We start from the raw sequence: 13,666 nt of genomic DNA on the forward strand, positions 1-13,666 counted from the left end.
CTGCGCCATGGATGAAGTCAGGTTCACTCGCGACGAGCTGAGGCGGTTCAGCGGCAAGACGCTGCCCGACTTGATCTCCGATCAGGTCCGGCTACTGTTCGTCGGCATCAACCCAGGGCTGAGAACCGCTGCGGTGCAGGCCCATTTCGCCCCGCGCGGCAATCGATTCTGGCCTGCGCTCTACCGTGCCGGCATCACCGAACACCTGATCGACGCCTCGTCCGGGTTTGCGGTCGCCGACCGGGAGTATGTATTGAGCCGCGGGATCGGCATCACCAACCTCGTGGAGCGGGCGACCGCGGGCGCCGACGAACTCACCGCCGGCGAACTGATCGCGGGCAGACAGAAGCTGGACCGGATGATTCAGGAATTCTCGCCCAGAGTGGTTGCAGTTCTCGGAATCACCGCATACCGCGCAGCCTTCGGCGACCGCCAGGCCAAGCTGGGCAAGCAGCTTTCCCCTTATCCCAGCCATCCCGGAACCGACCTGTGGGTGCTGCCCAACCCGAGCGGCCGCAACGCCCACGCGACGTTGCCCCGCCTCGCGGCCGTCTACGCGCAGGCCGCCCAAGCCGCCGGCATTCGCCTCGACCCGGCTACACGCTACGGCGACCGGTGACCAGCACCGCCTCGGCGATCGCGTCAGCGAGCGGATCAATCTCACCGGCGCTCAGATCGGCGATGGTGATGCGCATTCCCGGCTCGCTGCGGATGCGGAACCGTGTCCCTGGCGCTGCGCCCCAGCCGGCATTGAGCAGCCGGCTGATGGCGACCGCCTCGTCGGGAACCGGAATCCACACGTTGAGCCCGGACCGGCCGAAAGCGGTGACGCCGCGCTCGGCGAGCGCGGCGCACAGCCGTACACGGTTGTCGGTGTAGCGCTGCTCGGCGTCGCTGACACGTCCGGTCGCCGTGTCATCCGACCACAGGCTTACCGCAAGGTCCTGCAGCAGGTGACTCACCCACCCCGGCCCGAGCCGCAGCCGCCCATGCACCCGCTCGACGGTGCGCCGGTCTCCGGCGACGACGGCGAGCCGCAGGTCGGGGCCATAAGCCTTGGACGCCGACCGGACAAAAGCCCAGCGGCGGGTCGACCCGGCCAGCGTGTGCAGTGCTGCACCGGCGATGCCCGCGCAGTGATCGTCCTCGACAACCAGTACGTCGTCAGCGCGGCCGGCCAGCAGGCTGCGCAGCGCGCTGGCACGATCCCCGGATAACGCCGCCCCGGTCGGGTTCTGCGCACGACTGGTCACGAGCACCGCTTGCACACCTCGGCGCAGCGCCCGGGCCATGTCGAGAATCAACGGGCCCTCATCGTCGACTCCCACTGGTTCGGCCGAAAGACCCAGTGCGGCAATAAGGTCCAGCATGTTGGCCCAGCCCGGGTCCTCGACGGCAACCCGGTCACCCGGGCGCAGGTACGCGGTGAGCACCCGCTCGATGCCGTCCAGCGCGCCGCTGGTCACCGCAAGGTGCTTGGCGGGTACCCGGTCCGCCTGCAGAGCGGCACGGGCGATGTCGGCCAACTCGGCCGACATCGCCGACTGCCCGTATAGCAACGGGCGCCGCCCCGCCGGCGCCGGCCATTGGGCGTCGGCGATCGGCAACATCGCGGGGTCGGGATTTCCAGTCGACAAGTCGCGCGCACCCGCCGGGACGGCAAGACCGAGCAAGGACCGCGGCGTGGTGGCGGGCCGGCTCCGCACCCGCGTTCCGCGCCGCCCTGCGGTTTCGACCGCCCCACGGTCGCGCAGCAGCCGGTAGGCCGCGGCGACGGTGTTGGGGTTGACGCCGAGCTCGGCGGCGACCTCGCGGATGGGCGGCAATGCGTCGCCAGGTGACAGCTCGCCGTGCGAGATGGCCGACTCCACGTTGGCGGCTATCGACTCGGCACCCGTCCCCGCGATCCTGTAATGTACTGGCACATAGTCCATTATGTACTAGTACAAAATCAAGGGCAATCCGATGGAAACCGCTTACCGTCCCACTCAGCGAACAACGCCCACCCGCTATCGCGACCGCGCGCATTACGACCGCGAGATCGTCCATCGCATCCTGGACGAAGCGCTGGTGTGCCACCTCGGTTACGTCAGCGACGACCGGCCGGTGGTACTGCCGACCACACACTCCCGCCTCGGCGAAACCCTGTACCTACACGGTTCTACCGGCAGTGGCCCCATGCTTGCGGCTCAACAATCCGGGCTGCCGGTATGCGTTACCGCCACTCTCGTCGACGGGCTGGTGCTGGCCCGTTCGGCGATTCACCACTCGCTGAACTACCGTTCGGTGGTCGTGCTGGGTACCGCACGGCTGGTGGCGGACCGGACCGAGAAGCGGCAGGCATTGGCTGCCCTGCTCGACCACATCGCGCCCGGGCGCGCCGCCGACTGCCGGCCCCCCAACGCGCGGGAGCTGGCAGCGACCGCGGTCCTCGCGCTCGATCTGGTCGAAGTCTCGGCCAAGGTGCGCGACGGCGGCGCGGTCGACGATCCGCAAGACCACGCACTGCCGCATTGGGCGGGCGTGGTACCCCTGCGTATGACGGCCGGGACTCCACACCCCGCCACCGACCTGAACCCCGCTACCCCGTTGCCGCCCTACCTCTAACCCAGCCGCACGCAAAGCCCGTACAACTGCGCAACTTCGCGGCGCGAAGATTAGAGCAACAGATAGCGGTAGGCGGGTGAGCCTGGCCGCAGGCTTTCGACGTGGATCTCGGTCGCCCGCATCCGGCCCAGCAGCCCGTCCAGGTCCGCGGCCGATCCCAGTTGAACACCGACCAGCGCCTCCCCGGTCTCGCGGTTGTTGCGCTTGACGTATTCGAACAACGTGATGTCGTCGTTTGGGCCGAGCACCTCGTCGAGGAACCTGCGCAGCGCCCCGGGCTCCTGCGGAAAGTCCACCAGGAAGTAGTGCTTGAGGCCCAGGTGGACCAGCGAGCGCTCCAGCACCTCCCCGTACCGGGAGACATCGTTGTTGCCGCCGGAAATCAGACACACGACCGTGGAGCCGGGCTCGATGTCGGCCTCCAGCAGGCCGGCGACGGACAGCGCACCGGCCGGCTCGGCGATGATGCCCTCGTTCTGGTAAAGGTCGAGCATCGCGGTGCAGACCGCGCCCTCGTCGACGGTGGTGATCGAGACCATGTCGCCTGCGGCCGCCAGTGCGGCATAGGTCTTGGTGCCCGCCCGGTTTACCGCGGCGCCGTCGACGAACTGATCGACATGGTCCAGCGTCACCGGCTCGCCCGCGGCCAGGGCTGCCATCATCGCGGCCGCCCCGGCTGGCTCGATGCCCAGCACGGCCGTGTTGCTGGTCCGCTCGGCCAGATAAGTGGTGATGCCGGCAATGCAGCCACCCCCGCCCACCGGGACCACCACCAGGTCGGGCTCCTGGTCGAGTGCCTCGAGTATCTCGACGGCGATGGTGCCCTGCCCGGCCATGGTGCGCACGTCGTCGTACGGCGGTACCAGCGTGGCGCCGGTTCGTGCGACGTCGTCGAGGGCGGCCGCAGCGGCCAAATCATAGGTCGACCCGCCCACGATCAGCTCGATGAACTTCCCGCCGTGGTAGCGGATGCGGTCCCGCTTCTGCTTAGGGGTCTTGGCCGGCACATAGACACGGCCGTGCACGCCCAATGACCGGCACGCGTACGCGAAGCCCTGCGCGTGGTTGCCCGCAGACGAACACACCACACCGGCGGCCAGTTCCTCGTCGGATAGCTGCACCAACAGGTTGTAGGCGCCGCGCAGCTTGTAGGAGCGCACGACCTGCAGGTCTTCGCGTTTGAGGTAGACGGTCGCGCCGGTGATCTCCGACAGCCGATCGCTGAGCTGCAACGGAGTGGGCGTAATGACCGGAGCGATCCGCTTCGCCGCACCGTCGATGTCAGCCGCAGACAGCGGTGACGGGTGCGGGCTCTGACTCAGTTCAGCGGACACCGATCAATGGTGCCATGCCAGGGAGGAGGCGATATCAGCTCACCGGGGTCAGCACGAACACCGGAATCTGGCGCTCGGTCTTCTTCTGGTACTCAGCGTAGTCCGGCCAGGCCTCGACGGCGCGTTCCCACCAGGCCGCCTTCTCCTCGCCGAACACCTCGCGGGCGTCGTAATCGCGGGTGACGGCGCCGTCCTGCAACTCGACTCGCGGGTTGTTCACCACGTTGTGGTACCAGACCGGGTTCTTCGGGGCGCCGCCGAGCGAGGCCACAATCGCGTACTCGCCACCGTGCTCCACCCGCATGAGCGGGGTCTTGCGGAGTTTGCCGGTCTTGGCTCCGAGCGTGGTCAGCAAGATTATGGGCTTGCCCTTCATATCGGCAGCCTCGGAGCCACCGGATTCGGCGTACTTCTCGGCTTGTTCGCGGGACCAATCCCAGGGGCTCGGGGCGTATTCACCGAAAAGCGGCATGCCCACCACTCTATGCCCGCTTCTTATGAGCTCAGCCACATCTAATGTTTCGATTATCCGAAAACAAGACTGGCGGGTACTCTCAATTCATGACCGGGCCTGCCCTGAAAAGTTCGGAAGTGCTGATCGCGGGTGTCCCCTGGCCACGGCACAAGCTGTTCGCGATAGTCGCGGGGTTTATCGCGCTGCTGCTGGTCGGAGCGGTGACGACGAGTGCCGCACCGGCGGTGCTGGGTGGCACCGCGGTCGCCATCGTGGTGGCGCTATCGCTCAGAGCGGTTGACTACCGGCGCGACTGACGCTCGTTCTTGCCAATTCGGCAATGACATTGACCCGCCTTATCGCGGTGGCAATCTCGTCGGCGAATTCGCGCCGGCGTTTGGCAATGTGCTCGTGATCGCCACCGCCGACCAGTTCGCGATGCCGCGCCAGCCGCAGCGCGGTTTTGAACAGCTCCATCGATCTCGACTCGGCATTGGCGATCCGGCGTTGCAGCTCCCACTGCTTGCCCACCTCTAGACATTCACCCAGGAACGCGTCCTCGTCGAGTTCGTCGTCCTCGAGGGCGGCCAACCGGTCGGCGACGATGTGGTAGGCGTCGAGGAACGGGCGCAACACCAAGTGAGCCAACAGCAGATCGGCCGACTCCAGCAGCCGCCGCACATCGCTTGTATCGGCGGACTTCGTGGTGTCGGCCACCGGCCCGATCAGCCGCACCTCGTCGGCGAGTTCCTTTTCGAACTGGGCGCGGCCGGAAAACAGGAATTCGAATTTCAGCAACTCGCGCAGACTCAGCGCCGCGTCGCGCACTGTAGCCGGGGCCACGGTGGCGTCCTGCGCTGCCGCGGAGTCCTCAGTGGCTGCCAACAGCGCCATCTCGGCGATGGCGCGATCGACCAGGATGTGAATCGCGGTGTTGCGGTAGAACGCCGCCACCAGATGCCGGTCGGCCCCGATGCCCCAGACCGCCTCGGTGCCGGCGTCGTAGACGCTCACCACTCCCGAGGCGACCATCTGATGCAGGGTCCAGCGGATCGTCGAGCGATTCGTCAGGTCCGCTGCGCCGGCGACCGTCCAGTTACGCGCCGCGATGTAGCTGGCCAGTGGACGCACCGTGGCCAGCACCTCGCTGATGGACAACGAGCGGTCGGCGCCCAGCAGCGCCAGGCTCACCACCGCCGTCGGGGTGACCGGCGTGGCGCGGTTGATCCGGTGTTCGACGTCCAGTGCGATGCGTTCGACGACGGTCTCGGTGCCCGACGGGTCAGCGCGCAGTTCATCGAGCCGTTTCCGCAGCGGCAGCGGGTCACCGAAATCGAGATAGGCCCGGCCCAGCCGCTCACCTTGCTGCCGGGACAGCCGGATCAGGAACCGCAAGTCTTCGGGCCGCTTCACCGCGCCGTATGCCTCGCTGGTCATCGCCTCCACCTCGTGCAACTGGTCGTACACGATGGAGGTGGGCACCAAATACACTTCGGGACCGTCGATTTCGTCGACGGCGTCGGTGAGGTAACGCAGGATGCCGAATACCGGCGGCCGTAGCTTGCCGGTCCTGGTCCGCCCGCCTTCGATCGACCAGGTCAGGTTGACGTGGTTCTGCACCAGCTGCGCGGTGTATGCCCGCAGCACGAACCGATAGACCGGAATGTCCTTGGTCTGCCGTCGGATGAAGATCGTCCCGGTGCGCTTGGCGAAGCCGCCCATCGGGAAGAAGTTGAGGTTGGAGCCGCCGAAGGTCAGCGCCGCCGACAGGCGGTTGGCCACGATGACCTCGGGCAGCAGTAATCCATCGAGATAGGAGCGATGCGAAAACGCAAACGCCAGCGTCGCCTTGCGATCCAGCGCACGTAACGCTGCGATCTGGTCCTCATCGACCAGCACGTCGTAGGCCCGCATCAGCCACCGGCTGAAGCCGCGCCAGGCCTGCACCGCGCGCTCGTCCATCGACGCGGCTACTTCGCGCAGGTAGCCGGCCGCCTCCACCCGCACACTTTCAGGGTCGCGGCCCAGCTCGTCGGCCAGCGCGTCCAGCCGCTCGCCGAACCATTGCGCGTCCAGCAGCTGGCCGACCTCGGCCGGGTCGGTCGACAGCGGTGTTGTGGCCTCCTCAACAATGCCGCTGCGCTGCAACAACTTTCGCAACCCGACGCGCCCGACCTCCCGTGCAGTCACCGCTTCTCCCCCATCACGCCGGTTGGACCGTTGACGCCGAGGCCGGCTCGTGGATTCCCGGACCCGGCTCAGGTGCGTAGAGTTCGTCGATTTCCGCGGAGTATTTGGCGAGGATCGGCCGGCGCTTGAGCTTCATCGTCAGCGTGATTTCGTCACCACCCGGTTCCCACAAGCTGGGCAGGATGCGAAACCGCTTGATCTGCTCGACCCGCGAGAGTTTCGCATTGCCCTCGGCCACCCCCGCCGCGATGCGCGCGATCACCTCGGGATCGGCTGCCAGGGCCGCCGGCGACGCGTCGGACAGTCCGTGCTGAGCCGCATACGGGCCGACCGAATCGGCGTCGAAGACCAAAAGCGCGGTGTTGTAAGGCCTTCCGTCGCCGACCGCCATCATCACACCCACCATCGGACACGCGGCCAGGATGGTGTTCTCGATATTGGCCGGCGACATGTTCTTTCCGGCCGCATTGATGATCAACTCCTTCTTGCGGTCCACCACCCGTAAGTACCCGTCGGAGTCGACGTCGATGATGTCTCCGGTGTGCAGCCAGCCGTCGGCGTCGATCGCCTCGGCGGTCTTCTCGGGCTCACGCCGATAGCCCTTCATCACCAACGGGCCGCGGATGAGGTACTCGCCGTCGTCGGCGATCTTGCCTTCCAGCCCGGGCAGCAGTTTGCCGACGCTACCCAGGCGTGCGTCGCGCGGATGACTGACGCTGGCGGCGCAGCTGAGTTCGGACATTCCCCAGATTTCGGCGATCGGTATGCCGATGCCGGCGAAAAACGCCAGCGTCTCCCTGGGGATCGGCGCCGCACCCGAGACCGCCCAGCGCAGTTCGCCGAAGCCTAGCCGCTCGCGCAGCCTGGACAGCACCAGCTCGTCGGCCTTGGCCCATTCGGCCGCGGCCTCATCCGGCATGGGCTGACCGGCAAGCAGGGCCGCGGCGCGTCGCCCGGCCGCCGCCATCGCCCACTGCAGCGCGGCCAGCTTGGTCTCATCGGTTTCGTGTCCGACCATGAATTCGATTCCGGCCTTGAGCTTTTCCCATACCCGCGGCACGGCGCCCCACACCGTGGGACGGACGTCGGCCAGCGCGGCCGCGATCTTGCGCCCGTCGCCGACCACTGTGACCTGCGTGCCGAACATCTCCTGCATGTACAAACCCATCATCCGGTCGGCGATGTGTGCCGTCGGCAGGAAGGAGGTGACCCGATCACCGAACTCGACGCCCAGCACGTCTGCGAGACCATATCCCTCGAACAGCAGATTCGTGTGCGTCATCTCGACGCCCTTGGGGTTTCCGGTGGTGCCCGAGGTGTAGATCAGCGTGATGACGTCCTCGGGTTGTACGGCCCGCCAGGTGGAGTCGAAGTCGAAGTCCGGCTCGGCCGCCGCATAGAGGTCTTCCAGCGAAAGCGTTCCGGGTGGCGACCCGTCGACGCAGACGATGTGCTCGAGGGGTGCGCCGCTGGCGCGGATTCGGTCCACGTACTGCTCCTCGCAGATCGCGACCTTGGTGCCGGCGTTGTCGAACAGGTAGGTCAGTTGTTCGGCGGGAAGGGTGTTGTATGCCGAAAACGATGTGGCGCCAACGTGTTGAGCGCCCACCTCCAGCGGATAGAACTCGATCCGGTTCGCCATCATCAGTGAAACGGTGTCGCCGCGGCGCACCCCCAAACCGGCGAGGCCGGCTGCCACCTGGCGCACCTGCGCGGCGTACTCGCGCCAGGTCAGCGTCTGGGCGTCGCCCGGTGTGCGCAGCGCCACGGCGTCCGGGTCGATGACCGCATTGCGTTGAAAGGCCTCACACATGGTCGCCGGAGGCTCCGTCGTTCGCATCACACCGGTGAGCGTACGTCCGAGGTCAAACGGCACGGAATACCCTCCCCTAGCCCGGCGCAGCGATCCGGGCACCGCCCGCATCCGGGGCGCTGCCCGCATCCGACTGAATTCCATTGAATACCAACGGATTTACGCTATTCGACGTCGCGACTGGGCGCAATCAGACGGAGCTTGGGCGATATCAGCCCTGGCCACGGGATTGCTGGGTACGATCTGGCCGTGCCCTGCCCCGCAGCCTCCCGCCCTGCGATCTGCCTCAACATGATCGTGCGGAACGAGGCGCGCGTGGTCGCGGAGGCGCTCGACGTGGTCGCGCCCTACATCAGCTCGTGGGTGATCGTGGACACCGGCTCGACCGACGGTACGCAGGACCTGATCCGAAACCACATGGCCCGTCTGGGCATCTCGGGTCAACTGCACGAACGGCCGTGGCGCAACTTCGGCGACAACCGGACCGAAGCCCTGGCGCTTGCGCAGGGGCACGGCGACTACATCTGGGTGATGGACGCCGACGACACGGTCTTGGGCGCGCCCGACTTCTCCCGGCTCCACGCCGACGTCTACTGGCTGCGCTGCGTGGACACCACTTCCGACATCTTTTGGCGACCGCTGCTGTTCCGCGACGGCGCACCCGCGCGCTGGGTGGGTGTGACCCATGAATACGCCGCGTGGGACCACTCCTGCGTCGAGGAGAAGTTGACCGGCGACTACTACGTCCAGTACCGGAACATCGGCGCCCGCAATGTATCTGGAACCAAACACACCAACGACCGCGATCTGTTGCTGGCCGAGGTCGAGCGCAACCCCGAGGATGCCCGGTCGGTCTTCTACCTGGCCCAGACTTATTTCTGTCTGCGCGATTTCGCCAAGGCACGCCAGTGGTACACCCGGCGAACCGAGCTGGGTGGCTATGAAGAGGAGGTCTACTACTCGCTGTGGCGCATAGCCGTGTCAATGGCGCAACTCAACGAACCTTGGCCCGATGTTCAGGACGCCTACCTGCGAGCCTGGGAGTTCCGGCCGACCCGAGCCGAGCCGCTGTATGAAATCGCCCGCCAGTACCGCATCGACCAGCGCTACACCCTGGGCTACCTGTTCGCCGAACGTGCCGCCGCCATCCCCTTCCCCGACGAGGACACGTTGTTCGTCTGCGGAAATATCTATGCCTGGCACGCCACCGACGAGCAGGCGGTTTGTGCATCCTGGATCGGCAAGTATGCCGAAGCCTTCACCCTGTGCCGTCGGCTGGCCGCCCTGCCAGATATTCCCGACGACGACCGGCAACGGATCATCCGCAACCGCGACGGCTGCGTGCCTACGATGCTCGATGCGGCTTTGGCGTATCCAGCCACACCGCTGGTGCAATCCCTGCAGCGCGGTGGCCAGCGTGACGCCGAGGTGACCGTCAGCCTGGTTGCCGGTCCGGATCGCACCAGCACCGAGCAGACGCTGAACTCATTCCTGAACTGCTGCACCGACGTATCGCGGGTCGGCCGCTTCCTGGTGATCGATGCCGGGCTCTCGCCGCGGGATCGGACGCTGTTGTGCGAGCGGTACGGATTTCTCGAATTCGCCGATCCCGCAACCGGTGTTCAGCTTGGACGAATCCGCGCCCAGATCGGCGGGCGGTTCTGGCTGCATCTGGGCCAAGGCTGGCAATTCTTTGCACCGGAGAACCTGATCGGCCGCCTCATCGCGGTGCTCGACGCCGAAGCGCGGGTAATCCAGGTGAGTATCAATTTCGCGGATTCGGCGCAGCTGACCGGCACCTGCGCGGCCGAGCAAGATGTGCGCCGAGCACCCGGTGCCGGTCGTTACGCCATCACTGACAAGCCGGCGCGTGGCCCGGCGATGTTCGACACGGCACGACTGGATCAGGCGGGCGGCCTGGATGACACCGCTGCCGATCTTCTCGCCGAGCTTGGCGGGCCGGCCGGCGCCGCCGGACTGCTCGCCGCCAGCCTCGACGAGGTGCTCTGCATCAACGCATTGCCGCAGGCCGCGCAGCCTCAGGCCGAGGTGAGCACCAAGTCAACCCTCTACACCCCGGCCTTCTATCACTGGCAGGGTGCCGGGTCGGCCGCCTCGGCCCGGGTGATCGTGCCGATGCTGGCCGCATTGACCCGGCCGGGTTCGGTGCTCGACGTCGGTTGCGGGGTCGGCGGATGGGTCGGCGTCTGGCTTGACAACGGCGCCGACGCGATCGGGGTGGACGGCGACTACGTCCCGCTGGACCAGTTGTGCGTCTCACCGGAACGCTTCCGTGCCCACGACCTCAGCGCCCCGCTGGACCTCGGCCGTCGATTCGACATGGTCACGTGCCTTGAAGTCGCCGAACACCTGCCCCCTGACGCCGCCGAGACACTCGTCGACAGCCTGTGCCGGCATGCCGACACGATCGCCTTCTCCGCGGCCGTCCCAGGCCAGGGCGGAACCGGTCATCTGAACGAGAGATGGCCGACTTATTGGGCGAACCTGTTTGCCACCCACGGCTACCGTCCATACGACCTGCTGCGCGGCAAACTGTGGCGGGACGAGCGGTGTGAGTGGTGGTACCGCCAGAACCTGGTCGTCTACGCCACGGACGAGGTCGCCCGCGAGCGCGGGTGGCCCGAAACGACCGGGCCGCTGGACATGGTCCATCCCGAGCTGTTCACGGCGCGTAGCGGGCAGTGATGCCGCTCAGGCCGGCACCGCTGTATGGATTCCGCACGTGCAGGCGTCAATCGACGGGCACGCGCATCGCATGCCCCACTCGATGACGGCTCGCGCTTTGGCCAGCGACGCCATTTGGCTGTCGATTTCGGCGATCTTCGCCTCGGCCAGTGCGCGGCTGACGGGCCGGCCCGGCTCGTCATCGGCGAACAGCAGCTGGATCTCGTCCAGCGCGAACCCCGCGGCCTTGCACAGCCGGATCACTTCGAGGCGCGCCAGAACCGAGTCGTCGTAGCGGCGTTGACCGCCGAGCCGCGCCGGGGCCGGCAACAAGCCCAGCTTCTCGTAGTAGCGCAGTGTGGTCGCCGCGACCCCGGACCCGCGCGCCACCTCTCCAATGCTCAGGCCCACCGCCACCTCCCATGCTTGACTTAGAGTCAACTCTAAGTCGTTAACTGGGTGTCATGCACACACTTCACCCACTGAAAAGCGCCCAATACGCGCTGCTGCGAACCTTTCGCCGCGACGGCACGCCCGTCGACACCCCCATCTGGTTCGGTTTCGAGGGCGACGCGTTGCTATTCCGCACCAAGGTCGGTCCCAAGACCAAGCGATTGACCAACCGGCCCGAGGTTGAACTCGCCGCATGCGACTACCGGGGCCGGGTACGGCCAGGCGCACCGACGATGGCCGGGCGGGCCACCGTGCTGTCCGGCGAAGAGGCCGAGCGGGCCAACCGCGTGCTGCACAAGCGCTATGGCTGGCAGTGGAATATCGTGCCGCTGCTCAAGATTCCGGGCGTGACCAATGTGCACCGGGATCTGCCGTTTCGGGAAAAGTTGCGGCGCGCACGTGATCGCGGGGTGTGGCACGACAGCGTCATCGTCCGAATTGACCCTGCATAATGTTGCCGGCACGGCGATGATGCCGGGCCGACTCTGGTCGCCGTTCGAGCACTTCGACGCCGTCCACGGTCGGTGCTACGGTGACTGAACTGAGCACTCTCACTTCTGATTTGAGGGTTGGTATCCATGGCGAACTCTGTGATGGGCGACCTGGTTAGCCAGTTGCGCATAGCGAGTCATCGGCTCCACGACTGGGCCTATCCCGATGAGCTGGGTCATGACCTCTTTCGCGCCTTCATGAAGACCTCGCACGACGTCGGTGGTGAACCGGACGCCCCGGCAACGTACGAGGAGAAAGAGGAGGAGCAGTGGGAGCTCGACACGTTTGTGACGTGTGAAGTCCTCGGCTGGCGGGGCATCTGGACCTCCGAGGAGCGCAGACGGCTCGGCAACGTCGATGTTGGACGGATGCAGTATCTCGGCTTCCCCTACTACGGCCGCTGGGTATTGGCGGCGGCGCGCTGCCTTATCGACAAGCGCCACATCACCCTTGGTGAGTTGATCGAGCGAGCAAGCGAAGTACGCGCACGCGCCAATGCCGGCAACACACCACTGGAACCCATGCCGCGCTCGGCCGGCGACGCGAAAGCCGTCCCAAGAAACGAGCACCACCTCGAAGCCCTTGGCAAGGGAGATCCGCAATGTTTCGCTGGAATGGCCGGTGCCGCCAGGTTCGCGGTCGGCGACCCGGTCCTGGTGCGTGATCTGCCCACCATCTTCTACACGCGCACCCAGGAATATCTGCGCGGCAAACCCGGCACCGTCGTAAAAGTTACGTATGAAAGTTTGGCGGCCGAAGACGAGGCGTTCGACCGCGAGGATCAAGACCCGGAGTGGTTCTACATTGTGCGCTTCAAGATGACCGACCTGTGGGAGCCCTACCAGGGCTGCCCGAGCGACACGCTGCAGGCGGAGATATCGGAACGCTGGCTGCAGCCACTAGATGATCGGGATCAGTAGATGACACACGACGGCGAGGCGAACCACGAGCCCCACGGGGCACCGATGGTTGAGGAAGTCACCGACTTCGAGGTGCTGGAAATCGCGTTGCGCGAGTTGGCGATTGAGAAGGGCCTGTTTACTGCCGAAGATCATCGCCACTACACCGAGTTCGTCGAGCAGATCGGCCCGGCACCGGGCGCCCGGTTTGTCGCCAAGGCCTGGGTTGATCCGGACTTCAAGAAGCTGGCCCTCGATGACCCGATTGCCGCCAGCCGTGAGGTGGGAATCGACTGGTTACATCCCACCGGCTTCGGAACGCCGAGCGACTTCACCGCACTGCACGTGCTCGAGGACACTCCGACCCTGCACCACGTGATCGTGTGCACTCTGTGCTCCTGCTATCCCCGGCCGCTGCTGGGAAACTCGCCCGAGTGGTACCGGACACCGAATTATCGGCGCCGCATTGTGCGCTGGCCGCGCCAGGTGCTCGCGGAGTTCGGCCTCTACCTGCCGGACAGTGTCGAGATCCGTGTCGAGGACTCCAATTCCAAACACAGGTTCCTCGTCCTGCCGGTCCGGCCGGACGGGACCGAGGGCTGGAGTGAAGAGCAACTCGCCGAGATCGTGACGCGTGACTGCATGATCGGTGTTGCTCTGCCCAAGCCCGGGGTGACATCCAACGCGGACCGACCCGTGCACCCCGCGGTCCGCCCCGCCGAAAACTACTGAGGGCCAA

At 66.3% G+C, this 13,666-nt stretch carries 13 protein-coding genes; 7 read left to right on the top strand and 6 right to left on the bottom strand.

The genetic code is table 11. From position 1 onward, the window contains the following. Positions 1–7: 7 nt before the first annotated feature. Positions 8–619 carry a mismatch-specific DNA-glycosylase gene (locus AWC27_RS26465; RefSeq protein ID WP_085673405.1) on the top strand — a complete coding sequence of 204 codons (612 nt, stop codon included), beginning with the start codon at positions 8–10 and terminating at the stop codon, positions 617–619. Here the strand turns inward: AWC27_RS26465 and AWC27_RS26470 are convergent. Further along, the gene (locus AWC27_RS26470) at positions 597–1,925 is read right to left on the bottom strand and encodes an aminotransferase class I/II-fold pyridoxal phosphate-dependent enzyme (RefSeq protein ID WP_085673497.1); all 1,329 of its coding nucleotides are present in this window, start codon (positions 1,923–1,925) and stop codon (positions 597–599) included. The two genes, AWC27_RS26465 and AWC27_RS26470, sit on opposite strands and share 23 nt — an antisense overlap. A 40-nt stretch (positions 1,926–1,965) precedes the next feature. Between AWC27_RS26470 and AWC27_RS26475 the strand changes: the two genes are divergently transcribed. Then, complete coding sequence (locus AWC27_RS26475) at positions 1,966–2,607, top strand: pyridoxamine 5'-phosphate oxidase family protein (protein ID WP_085673406.1); 642 nt, start codon at positions 1,966–1,968, stop codon at positions 2,605–2,607. 50 nt (positions 2,608–2,657) lie between these two features. Here the strand turns inward: AWC27_RS26475 and ilvA are convergent, their stop codons facing one another. Together ilvA and AWC27_RS26485 are read right to left on the bottom strand one after the other, a co-directional pair. Continuing rightward, complete coding sequence (ilvA, locus tag AWC27_RS26480) at positions 2,658–3,941, bottom strand: threonine ammonia-lyase (RefSeq protein ID WP_085673408.1); 1,284 nt, start codon at positions 3,939–3,941, stop codon at positions 2,658–2,660. 34 nt (positions 3,942–3,975) lie between these two features. Continuing rightward, on the bottom strand, positions 3,976–4,413 hold the full coding sequence (locus tag AWC27_RS26485) for a nitroreductase family deazaflavin-dependent oxidoreductase (protein WP_085673499.1): 438 nt from the start codon (positions 4,411–4,413) through the stop codon (positions 3,976–3,978). 89 nt (positions 4,414–4,502) lie between these two features. Here AWC27_RS26485 and AWC27_RS26490 point away from each other — a divergent pair, with 89 nt between their 5' ends. After that, positions 4,503–4,712 (top strand): hypothetical protein, encoded by a 210-nt coding sequence (locus tag AWC27_RS26490; protein ID WP_085673410.1) that lies wholly within the window; start codon positions 4,503–4,505, stop codon positions 4,710–4,712. On the opposite strand, the gene AWC27_RS26495 is transcribed toward AWC27_RS26490, so the two are convergent. Both AWC27_RS26495 and fadD11 read right to left on the bottom strand, forming a co-directional pair. After that, positions 4,684–6,585, bottom strand: coding sequence for a lysophospholipid acyltransferase (locus AWC27_RS26495; protein WP_085673412.1), 1,902 nt, complete (start codon positions 6,583–6,585; stop codon positions 4,684–4,686). The genes AWC27_RS26490 and AWC27_RS26495 overlap by 29 nt on opposite strands. A 13-nt stretch (positions 6,586–6,598) precedes the next feature. Continuing rightward, positions 6,599–8,425, bottom strand: a complete 1,827-nt coding sequence (gene fadD11, locus AWC27_RS26500) for a fatty acid--CoA ligase FadD11 (RefSeq protein WP_085673501.1) — start codon at positions 8,423–8,425, stop codon at positions 6,599–6,601. A gap of 222 nt (positions 8,426–8,647) precedes the next feature. On the opposite strand from fadD11, the gene AWC27_RS26505 reads away from it, so the two are divergent. Beyond that, positions 8,648–11,104, top strand: a complete 2,457-nt coding sequence (locus tag AWC27_RS26505; RefSeq protein ID WP_139837227.1) for a glycosyltransferase — start codon at positions 8,648–8,650, stop codon at positions 11,102–11,104. Between the two features lie 6 nt (positions 11,105–11,110). Here the strand turns inward: AWC27_RS26505 and AWC27_RS26510 are convergent, their stop codons facing one another. Then, complete coding sequence (locus AWC27_RS26510; protein ID WP_085673416.1) at positions 11,111–11,500, bottom strand: MerR family transcriptional regulator; 390 nt, start codon at positions 11,498–11,500, stop codon at positions 11,111–11,113. A gap of 47 nt (positions 11,501–11,547) precedes the next feature. Between AWC27_RS26510 and AWC27_RS26515 the strand changes: the two genes are divergently transcribed. From AWC27_RS26515 to scnC, 3 genes are all read left to right on the top strand, one after another. After that, a complete protein-coding gene (locus AWC27_RS26515) occupies positions 11,548–11,988 on the top strand; it encodes a PPOX class F420-dependent oxidoreductase (protein WP_085673418.1) in 441 nt (146 codons plus the stop codon). Positions 11,989–12,129: 141 nt separating this feature from the next. Continuing rightward, positions 12,130–12,948: an SH3-like domain-containing protein gene (locus tag AWC27_RS26520; RefSeq protein WP_245847525.1), complete on the top strand. Its 819-nt coding sequence runs from the start codon at positions 12,130–12,132 to the stop codon at positions 12,946–12,948. After that, complete coding sequence (gene scnC / locus AWC27_RS26525; RefSeq protein WP_085673422.1) at positions 12,949–13,659, top strand: thiocyanate hydrolase subunit gamma; 711 nt, start codon at positions 12,949–12,951, stop codon at positions 13,657–13,659. Positions 13,660–13,666 lie beyond the last annotated feature (7 nt).

This window comes from Mycobacterium szulgai (genome assembly GCF_002116635.1).
GTDB classification, from domain to species: domain Bacteria; phylum Actinomycetota; class Actinomycetes; order Mycobacteriales; family Mycobacteriaceae; genus Mycobacterium; species Mycobacterium szulgai.